This window comes from Alkalimonas cellulosilytica (genome assembly GCF_036325985.1).
Taxonomy (GTDB): domain Bacteria; phylum Pseudomonadota; class Gammaproteobacteria; order Enterobacterales; family Alteromonadaceae; genus Alkalimonas; species Alkalimonas cellulosilytica.
Genome location: NZ_JAUHLI010000002.1, coordinates 33,501 through 55,238 on the forward strand (window position 1 = coordinate 33,501; position 21,738 = coordinate 55,238).

General features: G+C 52.8%; 17 protein-coding genes. 13 read left to right on the forward strand and 4 right to left on the reverse strand.

The window, feature by feature from the left end; all coding sequences use genetic code 11:
• Positions 1–13: 13 nt before the first annotated feature.
• From QWY20_RS01990 to QWY20_RS02010, 5 genes are all read left to right on the forward strand, one after another.
• Positions 14–1,639, forward strand: a complete 1,626-nt coding sequence (locus QWY20_RS01990; protein WP_330127363.1) for an NADP-dependent glyceraldehyde-3-phosphate dehydrogenase — start codon at positions 14–16, stop codon at positions 1,637–1,639.
• Positions 1,640–1,756: 117 nt separating this feature from the next.
• The gene (locus QWY20_RS01995) at positions 1,757–4,573 is read left to right on the forward strand and encodes an FAD-binding and (Fe-S)-binding domain-containing protein (protein WP_330127364.1); all 2,817 of its coding nucleotides are present in this window, start codon (positions 1,757–1,759) and stop codon (positions 4,571–4,573) included.
• Between the two features lie 87 nt (positions 4,574–4,660).
• The gene (gene dnaK, locus QWY20_RS02000; protein ID WP_330127365.1) at positions 4,661–6,568 is read left to right on the forward strand and encodes a molecular chaperone DnaK; all 1,908 of its coding nucleotides are present in this window, start codon (positions 4,661–4,663) and stop codon (positions 6,566–6,568) included.
• Between the two features lie 56 nt (positions 6,569–6,624).
• Positions 6,625–7,758 carry a molecular chaperone DnaJ gene (gene dnaJ, locus QWY20_RS02005; RefSeq protein ID WP_091344881.1) on the forward strand — a complete coding sequence of 378 codons (1,134 nt, stop codon included), beginning with the start codon at positions 6,625–6,627 and terminating at the stop codon, positions 7,756–7,758.
• Positions 7,759–7,892: 134 nt separating this feature from the next.
• Positions 7,893–8,708 (forward strand): M48 family metallopeptidase, encoded by an 816-nt coding sequence (locus QWY20_RS02010; RefSeq protein WP_330127366.1) that lies wholly within the window; start codon positions 7,893–7,895, stop codon positions 8,706–8,708.
• Between the two features lie 12 nt (positions 8,709–8,720).
• Here QWY20_RS02010 and QWY20_RS02015 read toward each other — a convergent pair whose 3' ends face one another.
• Positions 8,721–10,064, reverse strand: a complete 1,344-nt coding sequence (locus tag QWY20_RS02015; protein WP_330127367.1) for a Na+/H+ antiporter NhaC family protein — start codon at positions 10,062–10,064, stop codon at positions 8,721–8,723.
• A gap of 347 nt (positions 10,065–10,411) precedes the next feature.
• Here QWY20_RS02015 and QWY20_RS02020 point away from each other — a divergent pair, with 347 nt between their 5' ends.
• Complete coding sequence (locus tag QWY20_RS02020; protein WP_330127368.1) at positions 10,412–11,434, forward strand: SGNH/GDSL hydrolase family protein; 1,023 nt, start codon at positions 10,412–10,414, stop codon at positions 11,432–11,434.
• 60 nt (positions 11,435–11,494) lie between these two features.
• Here QWY20_RS02020 and QWY20_RS02025 read toward each other — a convergent pair whose 3' ends face one another.
• Positions 11,495–12,424: an SPFH domain-containing protein gene (locus QWY20_RS02025; RefSeq protein WP_330127369.1), complete on the reverse strand. Its 930-nt coding sequence runs from the start codon at positions 12,422–12,424 to the stop codon at positions 11,495–11,497.
• 10 nt (positions 12,425–12,434) lie between these two features.
• Positions 12,435–12,881, reverse strand: coding sequence for an NfeD family protein (locus tag QWY20_RS02030; RefSeq protein ID WP_330127370.1), 447 nt, complete (start codon positions 12,879–12,881; stop codon positions 12,435–12,437).
• Positions 12,882–13,090: 209 nt separating this feature from the next.
• Between QWY20_RS02030 and QWY20_RS02035 the strand changes: the two genes are divergently transcribed.
• The 6 genes from QWY20_RS02035 (at position 13,091) to QWY20_RS02060 (ending at position 20,740) form a co-directional block, all read left to right on the forward strand.
• Positions 13,091–14,245: an iron-containing alcohol dehydrogenase gene (locus tag QWY20_RS02035; protein ID WP_330127371.1), complete on the forward strand. Its 1,155-nt coding sequence runs from the start codon at positions 13,091–13,093 to the stop codon at positions 14,243–14,245.
• A 75-nt stretch (positions 14,246–14,320) separates the two neighbouring features.
• The gene (gene dapB / locus QWY20_RS02040; RefSeq protein WP_330127372.1) at positions 14,321–15,130 is read left to right on the forward strand and encodes a 4-hydroxy-tetrahydrodipicolinate reductase; all 810 of its coding nucleotides are present in this window, start codon (positions 14,321–14,323) and stop codon (positions 15,128–15,130) included.
• 196 nt (positions 15,131–15,326) lie between these two features.
• On the forward strand, positions 15,327–16,457 hold the full coding sequence (gene carA, locus QWY20_RS02045) for a glutamine-hydrolyzing carbamoyl-phosphate synthase small subunit (RefSeq protein ID WP_330127373.1): 1,131 nt from the start codon (positions 15,327–15,329) through the stop codon (positions 16,455–16,457).
• 31 nt (positions 16,458–16,488) lie between these two features.
• Positions 16,489–19,710 (forward strand): carbamoyl-phosphate synthase large subunit, encoded by a 3,222-nt coding sequence (gene carB / locus QWY20_RS02050; protein ID WP_330127374.1) that lies wholly within the window; start codon positions 16,489–16,491, stop codon positions 19,708–19,710.
• Complete coding sequence (greA, locus tag QWY20_RS02055) at positions 19,707–20,180, forward strand: transcription elongation factor GreA (RefSeq protein ID WP_228611393.1); 474 nt, start codon at positions 19,707–19,709, stop codon at positions 20,178–20,180. The genes carB and greA overlap by 4 nt, the downstream gene beginning before the upstream one ends.
• 134 nt (positions 20,181–20,314) lie before the next feature.
• Positions 20,315–20,740 (forward strand): hypothetical protein, encoded by a 426-nt coding sequence (locus QWY20_RS02060; RefSeq protein ID WP_330127375.1) that lies wholly within the window; start codon positions 20,315–20,317, stop codon positions 20,738–20,740.
• Here QWY20_RS02060 and yhbY read toward each other — a convergent pair.
• Complete coding sequence (yhbY, locus tag QWY20_RS02065; RefSeq protein ID WP_330127376.1) at positions 20,722–21,018, reverse strand: ribosome assembly RNA-binding protein YhbY; 297 nt, start codon at positions 21,016–21,018, stop codon at positions 20,722–20,724. The genes QWY20_RS02060 and yhbY overlap by 19 nt on opposite strands.
• 83 nt (positions 21,019–21,101) lie before the next feature.
• Between yhbY and rlmE the strand changes: the two genes are divergently transcribed.
• On the forward strand, positions 21,102–21,734 hold the full coding sequence (rlmE, locus tag QWY20_RS02070; RefSeq protein WP_330127377.1) for a 23S rRNA (uridine(2552)-2'-O)-methyltransferase RlmE: 633 nt from the start codon (positions 21,102–21,104) through the stop codon (positions 21,732–21,734).
• The last annotated feature ends 4 nt before the right edge of the window (positions 21,735–21,738 follow it).

Genomic DNA, 21,738 nt, shown 5'->3' on the forward strand with positions numbered 1-21,738 from the left:
GAAGGAGTCCAACATGAGTTTAGTACGCTTTTTTCCAACGGCAGCCGAGCTGCCGGCCGATTGTCCGGCACAGCATCCGCTGACCCAGCGGGACTATTTGCTCAACGGTGAGTTGCTGACATGGCCCGGTGAGCTTAGCCCGGTGTATAGTCCTGTCCAGCAACGAGTGCAGCACGACGAGGGCGAGGCATTACAACCGTTGTTGCTCGGCTATACGCCACTGCTGGATGCCGACACAGCGCTGCAAGCGTTGGATGCAGCGGTGGCAGCCTACGACTTAGGGCGCGGTGTCTGGCCACGCATGCCGGTACTGGAACGCATTCAGCATGTCGAGCAGTTTCTGACACAGATGCAGCAAAAACGCGATCAGGTGATCCAACTGCTGATGTGGGAAATCGGCAAAACCTACCCAGATGCTGCCAAAGAATTTGACCGCACCTGCGATTACATCCGCGATACCATAGTGGCGCTGAAACAGCAGGACAGAGCGGCCAGCCACTTTGTGATTGAAGAGGGGACCTTAGGCAAAATTCGCCGGGTGCCGGTGGGGGTTGCCTTGTGCATGGGGCCCTTCAATTACCCATTGAATGAAACCTTTACTACCTTGATCCCGGCGCTGATTATGGGCAATACCGTGATCTTTAAGCCGGCCAAGTACGGTGTCTTGTTGATAGAGCCATTGCTGCAGGCCTTTCGCGACAGCTTCCCTGCCGGGGTGATCAACGTGATTTATGGCCGGGGTCGCGATACGGTCGGTGTTTTGATGGAAAGTGGCAAGATTGACCTCTTCGCTTTTATTGGCACCAACAAAGGGGCCAGTGATCTGAAAAAAATGCACCCCAAACCGCACCGACTGCGTGCTGTGCTGGGGCTGGATGCTAAAAATCCGGCCATCGTGCTACCGGATGCTGATCTTAACCGCACCGTGGCAGAATGCGTGGCCGGTACTTTGTCGTTTAATGGCCAGCGCTGCACCGCATTAAAAATTTTGTTTGTGCATCAAAGCCGGGTCGATGAGTTTTTGGCGGCGCTGACCACAGCGGTTGAGCAATTGCCCCTGGGCATGCCCTGGCAGTCGGGTGTGAAAATTACTCCGTTGCCAGAGCCTGGCAAAACCGACTTTCTTCGGGCGTTGCTGGACGATGCGACCGCAAAGGGTGCAAGGGTTTGCAATGCCGACGGCGGCGAACGTATGGGTTCTTTGTTTCGGCCTGCGATTTTGTATCCGGTCAATGCCAAGATGCGGCTGTATCATGAAGAGCAGTTTGGCCCCTTGATTCCGGTGGTACCGTATCAGGATGTGCAGCAGGCGATTGATTATGTGATTCACTCCAATTTTGGTCAGCAATTGAGCCTGTTTGGTCAGGATCCTGTCCAACTGGGAGAGCTGGTGGATCTGTTTAGCAATCAGGTGGGTCGCATCAATATCAACAGCCAGTGTCAGCGTGGACCAGACAGTTTTCCGTTCAATGGTCGTAAAGACTCGGCCGAAGGCACGCTCTCTGTGGTGGATGCGCTGCGGCAATTTTCCACCCCGACCGTGGTGGCTGCCAAGTACCAACCGGCAGATATTGAGCTGATCAAAGCCATGGTGCAGCAACGCAGCTCGCACTTTGTCTCGACCGACTTTTTGTTTTAATCATCCGTGACGGGGGATGCTGCTTGCTCCCCCCGATAGATGGCATGGCGATGTCCCGCAAAATCTGGTACTTATAACAGCCTGGAGTCGTACCCATGTCGTTAAGGCGGACTGACCATGCCACTTCCTGCTGATTTTTTGTACGCTGTACAAGCGCTGATCCCATCCGAGCGGTTGATTGATGAACCGCTGCGTACTCTGGCCTATGGCACCGATGCCAGCTTTTATCGTTTGATCCCACAGTTGGTCATTAAGGTGGAATCGGAGTCGGAGGTGGTGGCTATACTGCAGCATGCCAGCCGGCTGAAAGTTGCGGTGACTTTTCGGGCGGCCGGTACCAGTTTATCCGGCCAGGCCATTACCGACTCGGTGTTGCTGCTGCTTGGACGCAACTGGCAACAGCGTGAGGTACTGGCAGATGGCAAGGCCATCCGGTTGCAACCCGGCGTGATTGGCAGCCATGCCAACCAGTTGCTGGCACCACTGGCCCGTAAAATCGGCCCGGATCCGGCCTCGATCAATGCCTGCAAAGTCGGTGGTATTGTGGCCAACAATGCCAGCGGTATGTGCTGTGGCACCACCCAGAACAGTTACCAGACCCTGGCCGCGATGCGGCTGGTGCTGGCTGATGGTACTGTGTTGGATACGGCCGACAGCGCATCGGTCGCTAACTTTCGGCAGCAACAAGCAGCATTGCTGCAACAGTTAAAGCAATTGTCCGCCAGTGCCCGTGCCAACCAGGCACTGGCTTCTAAAATTCGTCACAAATACCGGCTGAAAAATACCACTGGTTTGTCGCTCAATGCGCTGCTGGATTTTGACGATCCCATCGATATGCTCAGCCATCTAATGGTCGGCTCCGAAGGCACCCTGGGCTTTATCAGCTCGGTCACCCTGAGTACCGTGCCTGATTACCCGCATAAAGCCACGGCTTTGTTGGTGTTTTGGGATGTGCAAAGCTGTTGTCAGGCCGTGACTGTACTGAAACAACAAGCAGTCTCCGCGGTGGAATTGCTCGATCGGCGCAGCCTGCGTGCGGTGGAGCAACAAGCTGGCATGCCGGCCTGGGTCGCAGGGCTCTCAGACCATGCCTGTGCCTTATTGATTGAAAGCCGTGCTGAGCAGGCCGATGTGCTCGAGCAGCAACTGACCGACATCCGGCAGGCACTCAGTCCTTTTGCGCTGGAGCAGCAGGTCGACTTTAGCACCGATCCTAAGGTCTATCAGCAGCTGTGGGCTATTCGCAAAGGCACTTTTCCGGCGGTCGGGGCGGTACGGCCGGTTGGCAGCACCGTCATTATCGAGGATGTCACTTTTCCGTTGGAGCTCCTGGCCGAAGGGGTGCAGCAATTGCTGCAGCTGTTTGAGCGTTATCAGTACCACGAGGCCATTATTTTTGGCCATGCGCTCGAGGGCAATCTGCATTTTGTCTTTACCCAGCGCTTTGATAGTCCTGAGGAAGTGGCGCGCTACGAAGCCTTTATGCGCGATGTCGCCGAGCTGGTGGCGGTGCGCTGTGGTGGCTCGCTGAAAGCCGAACATGGTACCGGCCGCAATATGGCACCTTTTGTCGCGTTGGAATGGGGTGAGGACGCCTACCAGTTGATGTGGCAGATCAAGCATTTGCTGGACCCACAAGGCATTTTAAACCCCGATGTGGTGTTAAGCCTGGACCCAGAGATCCATCTGAAACATTTGAAACCTTTACCGGAAGCTGATCCTTTGGTCGATCGCTGCATCGAGTGCGGCTTTTGTGAGCCGGTCTGCCCATCCAATGCGCTGACCCTGACACCGCGTCAGCGCATCGTGGTGCAGCGCGAAATCAAGCGGCTTAGCCGTGAAGAGCCAACAAGCCCGCGTCTTGCACTGTTGCGTGATGACTATCAGTACCAGGGCGATCAAACTTGTACCGCCTGTGGCTTTTGTGAAAGCGCTTGCCCGGTGGGCATCAATACCGGCGATCTGACCAATCAGCTGCGCAGCCAGGCCGCAAAGCCCAGCAAGCTGGCCAGATTGGCTGCCAACCATTTTGCCGGGGTGAGCCGGCTGGCTCGCATTGGGCTTCGGCTGCAGCAAAGTGGCCGCGCTGTGCTCGGTGCTGCTGTGATGCAACGGCTCAGTAATGCTTTGCACCGGTTATCAGGAAAACGCTTACCGCTATGGTATCCGGCGATGCCAGGCGTCCCTCGCAACAAAGCGAATTCGGTGGCTGATGAGCAGCTGACACCTGTAGTGTATTTCGCCGCTTGTGGCAGCCGGGTGATGGGGCCGGCTGCCGGAGACCGCGATCAGCGCTCCTTACAGGAAGTCACTGCCGCGGTACTGGCCAAAGCCGGTTACCGGCTGGTTTACCCGGAAGGCATCGAGGCGCTGTGCTGCGGCATGGCGTTTCAATCCAAGGGGCAGCTGAAGCTGGCCCAGCAAAAAGCCACCGAGGTGGCAGCGGCGCTCAGAGCAGCCAGCAATGACGGTGAACTCGCAATTTATTGCGATACCAGCCCCTGCAGCCTGACCTTACAACAACAGCTGCCGGCGGATTTGCCGCTGTGGGACAGCATCGACTTTTTGCACGACAAGGTGTTGCCAAAGTTATCACTTACACCGCAGCAGGAGCCGGTGGCACTGCATCTGACCTGCAGCGCCGCACGACTAAAACAACAGGATAAACTCAACGCCCTGGTACAGGCCTGCAGCCGCCAGCCGGTGCAACCGCTGGGCATTCACTGCTGTGGTTTTGCCGGCGATAAGGGCTTGTTGCTGCCTGAACTCAATGCTTCTGCGCTGCACGGGCTGCGTCAGCAGGTACAGGGCTGTTGCCAGGGGGTGTCTTCCAGCCGCACCTGTGAAATCGGTTTAAGCCAGCACAGCGGCATTGAGTACCGTCATCTGGTGTATCTGCTGGCTGAGCGCCTTAAGGCTGCCGAAAAAATTTAAATCAGTATCCTTGAATCCTGTAAGGGCAATCCCCATTAAGTTGCTAACACGAAATTATCTGTTCTGAATTAGATTTGGAGAGCCGTTATGGGTAGAATTATTGGTATCGACTTGGGTACAACCAACTCTTGTGTTGCTGTATTAGACGGCGACAAACCACGCGTGATTGAAAATGCCGAAGGCACCCGCACTACGCCTTCCATCATCGCGTACACCGATGATGGTGAGACTTTGGTCGGTCAGCCAGCCAAGCGTCAGGCGGTCACCAACCCGCAAAACACTTTATTTGCTATCAAGCGTCTGATTGGTCGTCGTTTTGAAGACGAAGAAGTGCAGCGCGATGTCAACATCATGCCATTCAAAATTGTCAAAGCCGACAATGGCGATGCCTGGGTGGAAGTCAAAGGCAAAAAAATGGCAGCGCCGCAGATTTCTGCTGAAGTGCTGAAAAAGATGAAGAAAACCGCCGAGGATTTCTTGGGCGAAGCGGTGACCGAAGCCGTTATTACTGTCCCTGCTTACTTTAATGATGCCCAGCGTCAGGCCACCAAAGATGCCGGCCGTATTGCAGGCCTTGATGTAAAACGGATCATCAACGAGCCAACGGCAGCAGCACTGGCGTATGGCATGGACAAAAAGAAAGGTGACGCCAAAATCGCGGTCTATGACTTAGGTGGTGGTACCTTTGATATTTCCATCATCGAAATCGACGATGTCGATGGCGAGCAAACTTTTGAAGTACTGGCCACCAATGGGGACACTCACTTAGGTGGTGAAGACTTCGACAACCGCTTGATCAACTATCTGGTGGATGAGTTCAAAAAAGAACAGGGCATTGATCTGCGCAATGACCCACTGGCGATGCAGCGCTTAAAAGAGTCGGCCGAGAAAGCGAAAATTGAGCTGTCTTCTGCCTCTCAGACTGAAGTGAACCTGCCGTACATCACGGCCGATGCTTCTGGTCCTAAGCACCTGAACATCAAGGTCACCCGCGCCAAGCTGGAATCGCTGGTAGAAGACTTGATCAAGCGCACGCTGGATCCTTTGAAAGTAGCGCTGAACGATGCGGACTTGAGTGTCGGTGACATCGACGAAATCATTCTGGTCGGTGGTCAAACCCGGATGCCAAAAGTGCAGCAGGCGGTGACCGAATTCTTCGGCAAAGAGCCACGCAAAGATGTCAACCCTGATGAAGCTGTTGCGGTGGGTGCTGCGGTGCAGGGCGCTGTGTTGTCAGGCGATGTCAAAGACGTGCTGCTGCTGGACGTTACCCCACTGTCACTGGGTATTGAAACCATGGGCGGTGTGATGACCAGCCTGATTGAGAAAAACACCACCATTCCGACTAAGAAGTCGCAGGTGTTTTCCACGGCAGAAGACAATCAGTCGGCAGTAACGATTCATGTGCTGCAGGGCGAGCGTAAGCGCTCAGCCGACAACAAGTCGCTAGGGCAGTTTAACCTGGAAGGCATCCGTGCCGGTCGTCGTGGCGAGCCGCAAATTGAAGTCACCTTCGATCTGGATGCGGATGGTATCCTGCATGTGTCGGCCAAAGACAAAGACACCGGCAAAGAGCAGAAGATCACCATCAAGTCGTCTTCTGGTCTAAGCGATGACGAAATCCAGGCCATGGTGCGCGATGCCGAAGCCCATGCCGAGGAAGATAAAAAATTTGAAGAGCTGGTGCAAACCCGTAACCAGGCTGATGCATTGGTGCACGGTACCCGCAAGCAGCTGGAAGAAGCCGGCAGCGATTTGGCAACCAACGATAAGGAAGCCATTGAAGCGGCGATCAGCGAGCTGGAAACGGCCATCAAAGGCAACGACAAGGCGGATATTGAAGCCAAGTCCGAAGCTCTGATGCAGGCAGCGCAGAAACTGATGGAAGCGGCGCAGCAAAAAGCTCAGCAAGGTGGTGATGCCGGTGCTACAGATGCTGGTGCAGCCGACGACGTGGTCGATGCTGAGTTCGAAGAAGTCAAAGACGACAAGTAATGTTCCACCCGGGCTGCGCTCTGGCGCAGCCCACTTACATAAGTTAGCCCGTATCTATGTCAAAGCGTGACTATTATGAAGTACTGGGCGTCGAGAAAGGCGCCGATGTCAAAGACATCAAGAAGGCCTACAAACGTCTGGCGATGAAGTATCACCCGGACAGAACCAAAGGCGACAAGGATCTTGAAGTGAAATTCAAGGAAATCCAGGAAGCCCATGAAGTTCTGACGGATGAGCAAAAGCGTGCGGCCTACGATCGCTATGGTCACGACGGCGTGGATCCAAGCCGTGGTGCCGGTGGCTTTGGTGGCAATGCCGACTTTGGCGATATCTTCGGCGATGTGTTTGGCGATATTTTCGGTGGCGGTGGCCGTCGCGGTCAGTCGCGGGCGCAGCGTGGCTCCGATCTGCGCTACAACCTGGAACTGAGCCTGGAAGATGCTGTTCGTGGCAAATCGGTCGATATCAAGGTGCCGACCTGGGTAACTTGCGACAGCTGCGATGGCAGTGGTGCCAAAAAAGGCACATCAGCCAAGACCTGCCCAACCTGTCATGGCGCCGGTCAGGTCACGATGCGGCAGGGCTTTTTTGCCGTACAGCAAACTTGCCCGACCTGTCATGGCCGCGGTAAAATTATCCCGGACCCATGCAGCAAATGTCATGGCGAAGGCCGGGTTGAGAAAACCAAAACCCTGTCGGTCAAAATTCCGGCCGGTGTTGACACCGGCGATCGTATTCGTTTAAGTGGCGAAGGCGAAGCGGGCATGCATGGTGCACCGGCAGGCGATCTGTATGTGCAGGTGCATGTCAAAGAACATCCCATCTTTGTGCGTGATGGCAACAACCTGTACTGCGATGTGCCGATTAGCTTTGCGACGGCGGCGCTCGGTGGCGAAATCGCCGTGCCGACCCTGGATGGCCGGGTCAAGCTGAAAATCCCGGCTGAGACTCAAACCGAGAAGATGTTCCGTTTACGCGGCAAAGGCGTGCAGTCGGTGCGTGGTGGCGGTGTTGGCGACCTGGTATGCAAGGTGGTGATTGAAACCCCGGTCAATCTGAGCGAGCAGCAAAAAGAGCTGTTGCGTCAACTGGATGCGACCATGGCGGGTGACAGCGAAGCCAAGCACAGGCCTAAGTCCAAAGGCTTTTTCGATGGCGTGAAAAAGTTTTTTGATGATTTGACCAGTTAGCACCAGCTCCGTTAATCGTTTAAATAAAACCGCAGCCCCAGACCGCAGCCAAAGTGCTGCGGTTTTTTTTATCGTTGGTGTTCCTGCCAGCCTCAGATACAATAAAAGCAGTGATTTATTACAGGGATATCCATATGCGTAAGTTCTTCCTGACCGCCATCGTGGCGGTATTGATTTTAGCGGCTTGTGCTCAGTCACCGACCGGCCGCCGGCAAATTATGCTGTTTAACGAAAGTCAGCTCAGTGGCATGGGGGCGCAAACCTTTGAGGCGATGAAAGAAGAGCTGACCATCTCAGACAACCGTCAAACGCAGCGCTATGTGCAGTGCATTGCCGATGCTTTGCTGAAAGTGACGCCAGAGCAATACATGGGCAACGAGTGGGAAGTGGTGGTGTTTGCCGATGATCAGGTCAATGCTTTTGCGCTGCCTGGGGGTAAAATTGGTGTCTACACGGGCTTGCTGAAAGTCGCCGAGAATCAACATCAATTGGCGGCGGTGATGGGCCATGAAATTGGCCATGTGATGGCAGGGCACGCAAATGAGCGGTTATCGCGCAGTCAACTGGTGCAAACCGGACTGGCTCTGACCGATGCGGCGACCCGTGCTGCTAATGTCCGTTTTCAGCAGGAGATGATGGCCGGCCTTGGCTTAGGCTCTCAGGTCGGTTTGTTGCTGCCTTTTAGCCGCGAGCATGAAAGTGAAGCCGATATTATCGGGCTGGATCTGATGGCGCAGGCAGGCTTTAACCCAGAGCAGGCGGTCGATTTATGGCGTAATATGGCCGCCGCCAGTGGTGGTCAGCGTAGCCCGGAACTGTTGTCCAGTCACCCGGTACCAGAAAACCGTATCCGGGCGCTGCAACAACGGATGCCGCAAGCGCTAGCGACTTACCAGCAGCGCCGGGCTCAGGGCAACCTGCCCAATTGTGGCAGCCCGGGTCCGCTGTAATACTCTGCCTGTTTACTGTTGTAAGTCAGGGCTGGATGCTGTGATTGGTTTTAACAGCAACCAAAGCAAGGCCACTACTGCCAGGGCCATGCAGTAAAAACTGGCACTCACTACCTGCCAGGGGCTCAAGCCAAAACTGGCAGCCAGCAGCAGGGCCTGAGCACCATAAGGCAGCAGGCCCTGGCTAATGCAGGCAAAAATATCCAGCAAGCTGGCGCTGCGTTTTGGCGTGATACCATGGTTTTCTGCCAGTTTACGACTGATATCACCGCTAATCACAATGGCGACGGTGTTGTTGGCGACGCAAAGGTTGGTACCAAACACCAAACTGGCAATACCGAGCTGACCACTGCGCTCGGCCCGCATCTTCACCTTATCAAAGAAAGCACTGAGCCGCGATGACAGCCAGCCCAGGCCACCCTGCTGCTTGATAAACTCGCCCAGACCACCAATAAACATCGACAGTAAGAAAATCTCCTGCATCGAGGCAAAGCCACTGGCCATGTCCTGTCCCAGACTCCCGAGCGGGTAGTCGCCAAAGAATGCACCTTGTAGCGCCGCCAGGACAATGCCAAGACTCAGCACTGCAAAGACATTCAAGCCCGCCACAGCCAATACCAGGATGGCGGCGTAGGGCAGCACAGCGCTCCAGCTAAAGGCTTGCGGGTTGATCTCGGCTGGCACACTGCCAAACCAGATGTAACCAAACAGCACCACAGCAGCTGCTGGCAGGGCCAGCTTCAGGTTTTCGCGGAATTTATCTTTCATCCGCGCACCCTGGGTGCGGGTAGAGGCGATGGTAGTATCGGAAATAATCGACAGGTTATCGCCAAACATAGCGCCACCCAGCAAGGCGCCCGCCAGCAGCACCGGTGATAAGCCAGTTTGCTCGGCCAGTACTACGGCAATAGGAGCTAAAGCGCCGATGGTACCCATGGAAGTACCCATCGCCAAAGCGATTAAGGCAGCAATCAGAAACAAACCCGGGACCAGCAGCGAAGGTGGCACCAGGCTCAGGCCGGCGTTCACCACGGCATCAACACCGCCAGTAGCCACCGCCACACTGGAAAAAGCACCGGCCAGCAGGTAAATCAGGCACATGGTTAAAATAGTATTTTGGCCTGCACCGCGGATCAGGGTTTCAACCGCCTGTTGCATCGAAGTGCGATGCAGCAACATGGCAATAACCAATGCGGGCAGTACGGCAATGTGAGCTGGCAGCTGGTAAAATGCATAATCCACCCCCAGACTTTGGTAATAAAGCCCAGCGCCTAAAAACAGCAGCACAAAACTGGCCAGTGGCAAAAAAGCCAGGGCGCCATACTGGCGAGGGGTAACCATCAAATGTTCTGGCATGCATCATCTCCGACCAGTGATCAAATCGCGCTGACTATATAGATGTCCAGACGTCCTGTCAATCTGTAATAAATCTGTCTGTCACTATCCTTTACGGTATTTTCTTTGTGTATTCAATGCTTTTTTCGCTACTGACTGCTCTGATCAGTGCTGATTGCTTGCTTTGTGCATGCATGGCGTACATTCAGGTTGTGTCGGATAATTTTACAATGCAGCAAGCGCCCAGCTGATAAGACCTCCGATAAGTCGACGAGACCTTTGTTTGAAAAATAGGCACGATTATTGCGATGAAATCTTCGAAGGCGTGTTTAACGCCTGAATAAAAACAACAAACAGGGTAGATAACGATGACAATAAAAATCTTTAAGCAACAACTCATAAGGCTTCAAACCTTTTTCACCGTGCTGGTCTTTACCTTATTGGCAACGCCTGCACTTGCCGCACCGATGTTCTCGGATATGTATATTTTTGGTGATAGTTTATCCGATACCGGTAACACTCGCGCTGCAGTGCCGTTTGGCAGTTTGGGACCTATTGCGGCTGAGGCTGGTTATGGGCCGAATGGGCGTTTTTCCAATGGCGATCTTTGGCATGAGTTTTTGGCCGATGATCTTGGTCTTAGTACCTCACACTCACGCGGTGGTGGAAACAACTTTGCTCATGGTGGTGCCCGGGTAAATAATGACACTGGCTTTTCTGCTGGCCTACTCTGGCAATGGGATAACTATCAAAGTCGTTTTGGCGGTGCGGTGATGGATCCGGCTGCGCTTTACGTAGTCTGGGCCGGCGGAAATGATATGCGTGATCTGGTGGGAAGCTCTGCGCCCTTAATGATGATTACCTCCATTATGGGAAATTTTCAGACCATGCTGACTGAAATGATCCTGGGTGGTGCCACTACGTTACTGGTACCAAACTTACCTGATTTGGGAAGTATTCCGGAATTTCGAACTGGTGCGAACAGTTTCTCAGGTACTGAAGTCAGTACATTATGGAATCAGGCGTTGCAACTCATGTTGATTGGACTGGCAAATCAATACCAGATCGATATTTTCATGCTGGATGTATTTGGTATCTTTGACAGAATACTGGCTGATCCTGCTTCAGAAGGTTTTGCAAATACAACCGGAGAATGCCGCTCTATCCGAAGAGTCTTTGGAATTGCTTCTGAGGTCAGCTGTGCCAATGCCCATACCTATGTATTTTGGGACGAGATCCATCCTACCACGGCAGCACACTCTGTCTTAGGGCGTGAGGCAAGTCTGTTACTGGCTTCTGGTCAAACCGTGAACTTCCAGGTACCGGCGCCTGCTACCCTGCTACTGCTGGTTTCTGGTTTGATGCTGATACGTCTGCGTCGCCGGGCATAAGCTCGAAGCAAAAAAACGGGCCGCGATACGGCCCGTTTTCTTAGGTGAAAGGTGAAACCGTTAGAACTTTTTACCGCTGAGCAATTCCTGAATGGCCCCGACGGAGCCAAGCACATTGCTGGTTTCAATCGGCAGGAAGATACGATCGCCTTCTTTAGCAATATTTGGCAAGGTCTGCAGGTATTCACGACCAAGCAAGTAGCCAATAACCGTATCCGAGCTCAGCTGGCCATCACCGGAGGATAATACTTCCTCAATGGCTTTACGCTGGCCCTGAGCACGTAAAATAGCCGCTTCTTTTTCACCCTGGGCACTTAAAATGGCCGCTTCCCGCTCACCCTGAGCCCGGGCTATGGCGGCTTGCTTTTCACCTTCTGCTTCGGTCACGGTGGCGCGTCGTTGCCGTTCGGCGGTCATTTGCTTACGCATCGCTTCTTCCACGTCGACCGGTGGGGCAATATCCAGCAGCTCTACCCGTACGACTTTGATGCCCCAGCCATTACCGGCATCATCCAGCACCAGACGCAGCCGCTCGTTGATTTCTTCACGCGACTCGAAAATAGAGTCCAGTTCCATCCGGCCGATTTCTGCCCGCAGTGAGGTTTTAGCCAGCACTTCGACCGCCTGGATAATGTTTTCAACCTCGTACACCGCTCTTACCGGATCCAGGATCCGGAAATACAGCACGCCATTGATGGTGACTGTGACGTTGTCCTTGGTGATGACGCTCTGGCCGGGAAAGTCCAGTACGGCTTCACGCAAATCAATCCGGGGGGTCTCAACGAATTTCAAATTACGTAACATGATAATTGGGCGCGGCTTTTCAATAAAAGGCACCGTGATCTGAATGCCGGATTGCAGGGTCCGGTTGTAGGTACCGAGCCGTTCAATCACCATGCACTCACTGTTTCGCACGATAAAGATGTTGTTGAGGATTAAGATGATGGCAAAGCCTGCCACCCCGAGTAATAAAATTAAGGCTAAATCCATTTTTAACTCCTTAGGTTGATGATAATTCGTCTTTGGGTGCAACCAGCAAGGTAATGCCATCAATACGGCAGACCTTGACTTCCTGACCTGGCTGCAGCCAGCTGGTATCCTGGTTGGTCGACTCTGCTTTTACCGGGTAAAAACTGCCACCCATTTTTGCCACCAGTTTATCGCCATGCAGCTCTAACACCACGCTTTGTTGGTAACCAGGCTCTGCCATATTGACCGCTTTGGAGGTTCCCAGCCCTTTTCTTCGTAGCCACAGCGACAGGGGAAGAAACATGATGCAGCCAAATGCAAACACAAACAGCGATTGGGTAAAACTAAGTGCAAACAGCCAACTGCTGATAGCGGCGGAAAATGCACCCATCGAAATAGCCAAAATAACGAAGGTGCCCGTCATCAGCTCCACGATGCCAAATGCAATGGCGATGATAAGCCAGACCAGTGCCAACATCTTGATTTCCTTAAATTGCAACTAGGTTCATAGTACTATACTAAGCTTTGCCCTGAAGCCCTACCGTCTTTTTGTAACAGGGTATGGCGAAAATGCTGTATTGCACAAAACAGCAGCAGTCTGCAGGCAAATTCAGCGGATATGCCGGGAAAAATGATACCGTTACTGTTTTGCTACGTATCAATCAGCCAACTTGTTCAGGAGTCTTTATGCAAAATTTTACCTTTCATAATCCTACCCGCATCGTATTCGGTGAGCGGACAATCGCTGAGTTGGCTGCCCTTATCCCGGATGGAGCCAAGGTGTTACTGACCTATGGTGGTGGCTCCATCAAGCAGAACGGGGTCTATGATCAAGTAGTGGCAGCCCTTGAGGGCAAAGTGTGCCTTGAGTTCGCCGGCATTGAACCCAATCCATCCTTTGATACCTTGTTAAAAGCAACAGCCTTGCTGAAAAGCGAACAACTGGATTTTATCCTGGCGGTTGGCGGCGGTAGCGTGATCGATGGCAGTAAGTTTATTGCTGCTGCAGCTTGTTATCAGGGCGATGCCTGGGATCTGCTCTGTGGCAAGGCCAAAGTCAAGGCAGCCATTCCTTTGGGGTGTGTATTAACCTTACCGGCAACCGGCTCGGAGAGCAATGGCAATTCAGTGGTCACCCGTTACAGCACTCAGGAGAAAATGGCCTTTTCCAGCCCCTTGGTCTACCCACAATTTGCCATCTTAGATCCGACCACCACCTTTAGTTTGCCACCCCGCCAGGTTGCCAATGGTGTGGTTGATGCCTTTGTCCATGTGATGGAGCAATACCTGACGTACCCGGCGAACGCGCCGGTGCAGGACCGTTTTGCTGAAGGCTTGCTGCAAACTCTGATTGAACAAGGGCCGCAGGCTCTGGAGCGGCCGGAAGATTATGCGGTACGTGCCAATGTCATGTGGGCAGCAACCATGGCGCTGAATGGTTTGATTGGGGTGGGGGTGCCGCAGGATTGGGCCACCCATATGATAGGCCATGAAATCACAGCGCTGCATGGTCTTGATCATGCGCAAACCCTGGCCATAGTGCTGCCAGCTTTGCTGCAGCAGCAACGCCAGCAAAAGCGGGAGAAGCTGCTGCAATATGGTCAGCGGGTCTGGCAGCTGGTTCATCAGGATGAAGAACGCCTGATTGACGAAGCGATCAGTCATACCCGGGCTTTCTTCGAGCAAATGGGTGTACCGACCCGGTTAGCGGATTATGGCATCGATGCCGGTGCTATCGATGCCATGGTGGATCGCCTGGTGCAGCATAAGATGGTAAAACTGGGCGAGCATGGCGATATTACGCCGGAGGTATCCCGGCGTATTTTGCAGCAGGCGCTCTAGCAACCAACAAGTTCTGGACATCCAGAGCGCTGATTTGTTCTAATACCGGCCATTGTCGTTTTAAGGAATACCATTATGTCCAGAATCGGAGTCTTTGGTGCCAATGGCCGGATGGGAAGAGCGCTGGTACAGGTTTGTCACGAGCAACAACTGACACTGGGTGCAGCCATAGTGCGGGCTGGTTCCAACTGGCTGGGTCTGGATGCCGGTGAAGTGGCCGCTTGTGGCACATTAAATGTCCCTTTGCAGGCTACTTCGGCGAGCGCTTTGGCTGAGGCCGATGTGTGGGTGGATTTCACCATGCCAGAGCCGATGCTGGCGCATTTGGATTTGGCGGTGGCTGCCAAAAAAGCCATGGTGATTGGTGTGACCGGCCTGACCGATGCGCAGTATCAGCGGGTGCAACAAGCCAGCGCACAGATCCCGATTGTCTGGGCACCCAATATGAGCGTGGGGGTCAATCTCTTGCTACACCTGGTGCAAACGGCGGCCAAAGTGATGGGCCAGACGGCCGATATCGAAATCATCGAAGCGCATCATCGGTTTAAGAAAGATGCACCGTCCGGCACAGCCATGGCGATTGGCGCCAGTATTGCCAAAACGCTTGGACGAGATTTAGCCGACTGCGCTGTCTATGGCCGTGAGGGCATGACCGGTGAGCGTTCGCAAAATACCATAGGTTTTGCCACGGTGCGTGGTGGCGACATAATTGGCGATCATACCGCTCTCTTTGCTGATTTAGGCGAAAGATTAGAAATAACTCACAAAGCAAGCAGTCGTACTACCTTCGCACAAGGTGCTATCAGGGCTGCCCTCTGGTTGCAAAACAAACAGCCGGGACTTTATTCCATGCAACAAGTGCTTGGATTGACCGATTTGAACTAGACTTTTGCACTTTAGTGGAAAAAAAAATGCAAAAGGGATGATTTCCTACGAACTTCAAAAAAGCATTAGACGTTTTAGCTAAGTTGGCATAAAATACCGAGAATTTGCCTGGGCAAATTGGGGATAGTTGCTTTGGATTAAAAACGGGTGTTGAACGAGCAGGTTTAAGCCCGTTTTTTGCTGTTTGGAGGTTATTTTGACGACGTCTGCCTTGCTGGTTTTAGAAGATGGCACTGTATTTCATGGTACGGCCATCGGTGCCGAAGGAGTTTCAGTCGGAGAGGTGGTATTCAATACCTCGATGACCGGGTATCAGGAGATCTTAACCGACCCCTCCTATGCTGAACAAATGGTCACCCTGACCAACCCGCACATTGGCAATACCGGCACCAATGATGAAGATGAAGAATCCAGCCGGATCTGGGCCAAAGGCCTGATCATTCGAGACCTTCCACTGCTGGCCAGCAACTTCCGTAATCAGGCTTCGCTCTCCGACTACTTAAAACAACGCGGCATCCTCGGCATTGCTGATATCGACACCCGTAAATTGACCCGGATCCTCCGTGAGAAAGGCGCCTTAAATGGCTGCTTAATGGCAGGTACTGAGCTGGATGCCGGTAAAGCGCTGGCGCAGGCGAAATCTTTTCCCGGCTTAAAAGGCATGGATTTGGCCAAAGAAGTCACAGTGACCGAGCCCTATAGCTGGACCGAGGGCAGTTGGCAGCTGGGCAAAGGTTTTGTCAGCCCGGCAGAAACCCCTTTTCATGTGGTTGCTTATGATTATGGTGTGAAGCGCAATATTTTGCGGATGTTGGTCGACCGTGGCTGCAAGCTGACGGTGGTGCCGGCGCAAACTTCTGCCAGCGATGTGTTAGCACTGAATCCGGACGGTATCTTCCTCTCCAATGGTCCTGGTGACCCGGCTCCGTGCGACTACGCCATTACTGCTATCCAGCAATTGTTAGCGACCGATCTGCCTATCTTTGGGATCTGCCTTGGTCACCAATTGCTGGCACTGGCCAGTGGTGCCCAGACGACCAAAATGAAATTTGGTCACCATGGCGGCAATCATCCGGTGCAAAACCTCGACAACAATAGAGTGATGATCACGGCACAAAACCATGGCTTTGCGGTGGAAGAAGATGGCTTACCGGCCAACTTGCGTGCTACCCACAAGTCCTTGTTTGATGGCAGCTTGCAAGGCATTCACCGTACCGACAAGCCAGCCTTTAGTTTTCAGGGCCATCCAGAAGCAAGCCCGGGGCCACACGATGCGGCCGAGCTGTTCGATCACTTTATCGATCTGATGCGTCAGCGTCAGCATTAATTCAGGCTAGCGAGGAAAGACAGAGTTTATTATGCCAAAACGTACTGATTTAAAAAGCATTCTTATCCTTGGCGCCGGCCCTATCGTCATTGGCCAGGCCTGTGAATTTGATTACTCCGGTGCTCAGGCCTGTAAAGCCCTGCGTGAAGAAGGCTTCCGGGTTATTCTGGTGAACTCCAACCCTGCCACCATCATGACCGATCCAGAGATGGCCGATGCGACCTACATCGAACCCATCCACTGGCAGGTGGTGGAAAAAATTATCGAGAAAGAGCGCCCTTGCGCGGTGTTACCGACCATGGGCGGTCAGACCGCACTGAACTGTGCCCTGGATCTTGAACGCCATGGTGTACTGAAAAAATACAATGTCGAAATGATTGGTGCTACTGCAGATGCCATCGACAAAGCCGAAGACCGCAGCCGTTTCGATAAAGCCATGCGCGCCATTGGCCTGGAATGCCCGCGTGCTGGCATGGCCCACTCGATGGAAGAAGCCTATGCGGTGCTGGAAGACATTGGCTTTCCATGCATTATCCGGCCGTCGTTCACCATGGGCGGCTCTGGTGGCGGTATTGCCTATAACCGGGAAGAGTTTGAAGAAATCTGTACCCGGGGCCTGGACCTCTCGCCGACCAAAGAGCTGCTGATTGATGAGTCGCTGATCGGCTGGAAAGAGTACGAAATGGAAGTGGTGCGGGACAAAAACGACAACTGCATCATTGTTTGCTCGATTGAAAACTTTGACCCTATGGGCGTCCACACCGGTGATTCCATTACGGTAGCACCGGCGCAAACCCTGACCGACAAAGAGTACCAGTTGATGCGCAATGCCTCGCTGGCTGTGTTGCGTGAAATCGGCGTAGAAACCGGTGGCTCCAACGTGCAGTTTGGTATCAACCCGGAAGATGGCCGCATGGTCATTATTGAAATGAACCCGCGGGTATCACGCTCTTCTGCCCTGGCCTCCAAAGCCACCGGCTTCCCCATTGCCAAGGTCGCGGCCAAACTGGCGGTCGGTTACACCCTGGATGAGCTAGCCAATGAAATCACCGGCGGCATCACACCTGCTTCATTCGAACCCAGCATCGACTACGTGGTCACTAAGGTACCGCGCTTTAACTTTGAAAAGTTTGCCGGTGCCAACGACCGTCTGACCACTCAGATGAAGTCGGTGGGTGAAGTGATGGCGATTGGTCGTAATCAACAAGAATCAATGCAAAAAGCCTTACGCGGCCTGGAGATTGGTGTCTCTGGTCTGGATCCGATGCAAGATCTGTCCGCACCGGATGCGAAAGAGCGTTTGGTGCGTGAGCTTAAGGAGCCGGGTGCGCACCGTATCTGGTACATCGCCGATGCGTTTCGCTTTGGTATGAGTCAGCAGGACATCTTTGAGCTGACCAAAGTTGATCCCTGGTTCCTGGTCCAAATTGAGGACCTGGTGCGCGAAGAGCAAGCCATTCACGATGCTGGTTTCTCCGGCCTGGATGAAAGCAGCTTACGCCGCTACAAGCGCAAAGGCTTCTCTGATCAGCGCATTGCTGAGTTGCTGGGTGTCAGTGAAAACGAAGTCCGTAAAAAGCGCCATGGTTATGCTTTGCACCCGGTCTATAAGCGGGTGGATACCTGCGCAGCGGAGTTTGCCTCCAATACCGCCTACATGTACAGCAGCTACGATGAAGAATGTGAAGCGGCACCAACCAATCGCGATAAAATCATGATTCTGGGTGGTGGTCCAAACCGCATTGGTCAGGGCATTGAGTTTGACTACTGCTGTGTTCACGCTGCCTTGGCACTGCGTGAAGACGGCTATGAAACCATTATGGTCAACTGCAACCCGGAAACCGTGTCTACCGACTACGATACCTCGGATCGCTTGTACTTTGAGCCAATCACTCTGGAAGATGTGCTGGAAATTGTGGCCAAAGAGCAGCCTAAAGGTGTGATTGTACAGTACGGTGGTCAAACGCCATTGAAGCTGGCTCGCGCACTGGAAGCTGCAGGCGTGCCTATCATTGGTACTTCGCCGGATGCGATAGACAGGGCTGAAGATCGCGAACGTTTCCAGCAAGCGGTCGATCGTCTTGGCCTGAAACAGCCGAAAAATGCGACCGTGACCAGTTTGGAAGAGGCCTTGCTTAAAGCCGGTGATATTGGCTTCCCTATGGTAGTGCGGCCTTCCTATGTACTGGGCGGCCGGGCGATGGAAATCGTCTACGATGAAACCGATTTAAAGCGCTATATGACGGATGCGGTCAGTGTATCCAATGAAGCACCGGTGCTGCTGGATAACTTCCTTGATGATGCCATTGAGGTAGATATCGATGCCATTTGTGATGGCAAGGACGTGGTGATTGGCGGCATTATGGAGCACATTGAACAAGCGGGCGTGCATTCAGGCGACTCAGCCTGTACCTTGCCACCGCACAGTTTGTCGCCGGCAATCCAGGATGTGATGCGCGAGCAGGTGCGTAAATTGGCGCTGGAGCTGGGTGTGGTCGGTTTGATGAATACTCAGTTTGCGGTAAAAGATGGCGAAGTCTACCTGATTGAGGTCAACCCACGGGCAGCACGAACCGTGCCCTTTGTTTCCAAAGCTACTGGTATTCAGGTTGCTAAAGTGGGGGCCCGTTGCATGGCCGGCCGCAGTCTGGCTGAGCAAGGGGTGACCAAAGAAGTGATCCCGCCCTATTTCTCGGTGAAAGAAGTGGTGATTCCTTTTAATAAGTTCCCTGGTGTGGATCCCATCCTTGGCCCGGAAATGCGTTCTACCGGTGAGGTGATGGGGGTTGGTGATACCTTTGAAGAGGCCTTTGCCAAAGCTGAGCTTGGTTGTGGTACCTTGATCCCGACTGGGGGCCGTGCTTTACTTTCGGTTCGTAACAGCGATAAAGTGCGGGTGATTGAGCTGGCCAAACACATGATAGCACTTGGTTTTGAACTCGATGCTACCAAAGGCACTGCAACGACCTTACAACAGGCTGGTGTCGCATGCCGGGTCGTGAACAAGGTATCGGAAGGCCGGCCGCATATTTTGGACCGTATCAAAAATGGTGAATACAGCTACATGGTAAACACCACCGAAGGGCGTCAGGCGATTGAAGATTCCAAGGTGTTGCGTCGTGGTGCTCTGCAATACAAAGCCAACTACACAACGACATTAAATGCTGCTTTTGCCACGTGCAAAGCCAATGCTGCCAGTGCTTTTGAGCAAGTGACTTCGGTGCAGGAGCTGCATAAGAGAGTAAACGGATGAAAATACCAATGACAGTTCAGGGCGCAGAAATGCTGCGCGCTGAACTGAATGAATTGAAGTCAGTAAAAAGGCCACAGATTATTCAGGCTATTGCCGATGCGCGTGAACATGGTGATTTGAAAGAAAATGCCGAATACCACGCTGCACGGGAGGCTCAGAGCTTTTGTGAAGGCCGTATCCAGGATATCGAAGGCAAACTCGGCAATGCCCAAATCATCGATGTCAGCAGCATGCCAAATAATGGCAAGGTGATTTTTGGTGCAACAGTCACCATTCTGAACCTCGATACCGAGGAAGAAGTCAGTTATCGCATCGTTGGAGATGATGAAGCCGATATTAAAAAGAACCTGATTTCGGTGAACTCACCAATCGCGCGTGGCCTGATCGGCAAAGAGCAAGACGATGTGGTGACAATCAACACGCCAAAAGGCATGGTTGAATTTGAAATCACCGATGTGCAGTACCTCTAATCAGACTGGGTTAATGAGAAAAGCGGCTTCGGCCGCTTTTTTTTGCGTATTGGTCGCACACTAGTTGCCGGTCAGACCTGCTAACGAGGGTCTATCGATTACACTGAGTCTCTTGGAATTGATGAGGTTGTTTGATGCATTCTGCCAAAAGCAAGTTTGAACTGATCAAAGAAGATCAGACGATCTGGTTGACAGCCAAAGGTACCTGGACAAATTTAACCGTCGAAGATTATATCCGGCAACTGCGCCAGATGGCGCTGTCATTTGCAGGCAGGCCCTGGGCGATGTCGCTGGATGGTACCGATTGGCAGGCATGTCCGGCAGATGTGTTTACTAAGCTGCAGGACAACTCAAGCTGGTGTTTTCAACATCAGTTAAAGTTTGGCATTGTCATGCTGCCGGAACATCCACTATTTCGCTGGCAATTTACCAAAGCGACCGATGTACCCAAGCCGGATGATTATCAGCGTGCTATTGTGGCGACGAAAGACGAGGCCCGTGCCATTCTGACCCGGGCTGGTTTTTTAGCTGTGGGGCAGAATCAAGCCTTAGGCAGTTGAATCTTTGGCTCTTTCGCTGGCCGGAACAGCACCAGAGTTTTACCGATGACCTGGACTTTTTCTGCTTTGGTTTCGCGAACAATGGCATCCATCACCAGTATTTTCTGCTCGCGGTCTTCTCCCGGGACTTTAATTTTGATCAGCTCGTGATGATCCAATGCCTGTTCGATTTCAGCGATAACGCCTTCGGTAAGGCCATTGCCACCCAGCAATACCACCGGTTTTAAATCGTGCGCTTTGGATTTTAAGAACTGTTTCTGTTTATTGCTTAGTGCCATCTTGATACGATTTCCACAAATTAATCTTGAATTCATGCTATTGTAACGCCATCTAGAGGTCATAGCCATTTCAGAGTAGTAAGATGACGCGAAAAAAGCGCTCAGCCAGCTCAACGCGTTGGTTGAAAGAGCATTTTGATGATCATTTTGTGCAAAAAGCACAGAAGCAGGGCCTGCGTTCCAGAGCTGCTTTTAAACTGGAAGAAATTCAACAACAGGATAAGCTGATCAAGCCCGGCATGACCGTGGTAGACTTGGGCTCAGCTCCAGGCAGCTGGTCGCAAATGGCGGCAAAACTGGTAACACCCTCGGGTCGGGTGATAGCTTGTGATATACTTCCTATGGACCCTTTGCCTGGTGTGTCTTTTTTGCAGGGTGATTTTCGGGAAGACGCAGTATTGCAGGCATTACTGAGCCGGATCGAAGGTCGCAACGTAGATGTGGTATTATCCGATATGGCGCCCAATATGAGTGGCAACCTGGCAACGGATCAAGCCAGGGCAATTTACCTGGTCGAGCTGGCACTCGATATGTGTCACCAGGTATTGAAGCAAAACGGAAGTTTTGTGGTCAAAGTATTTCATGGAGAAGGTTTTGAGGACTACCTGAAAGCAGTCCGACAGGCCTTTACCACTGTAAAATCACGAAAGCCGGACTCCTCGCGCTCCCGCTCCCGTGAAGCCTACATAGTGGCAACAGGTTTCAAGTCGCAGTAGTGGC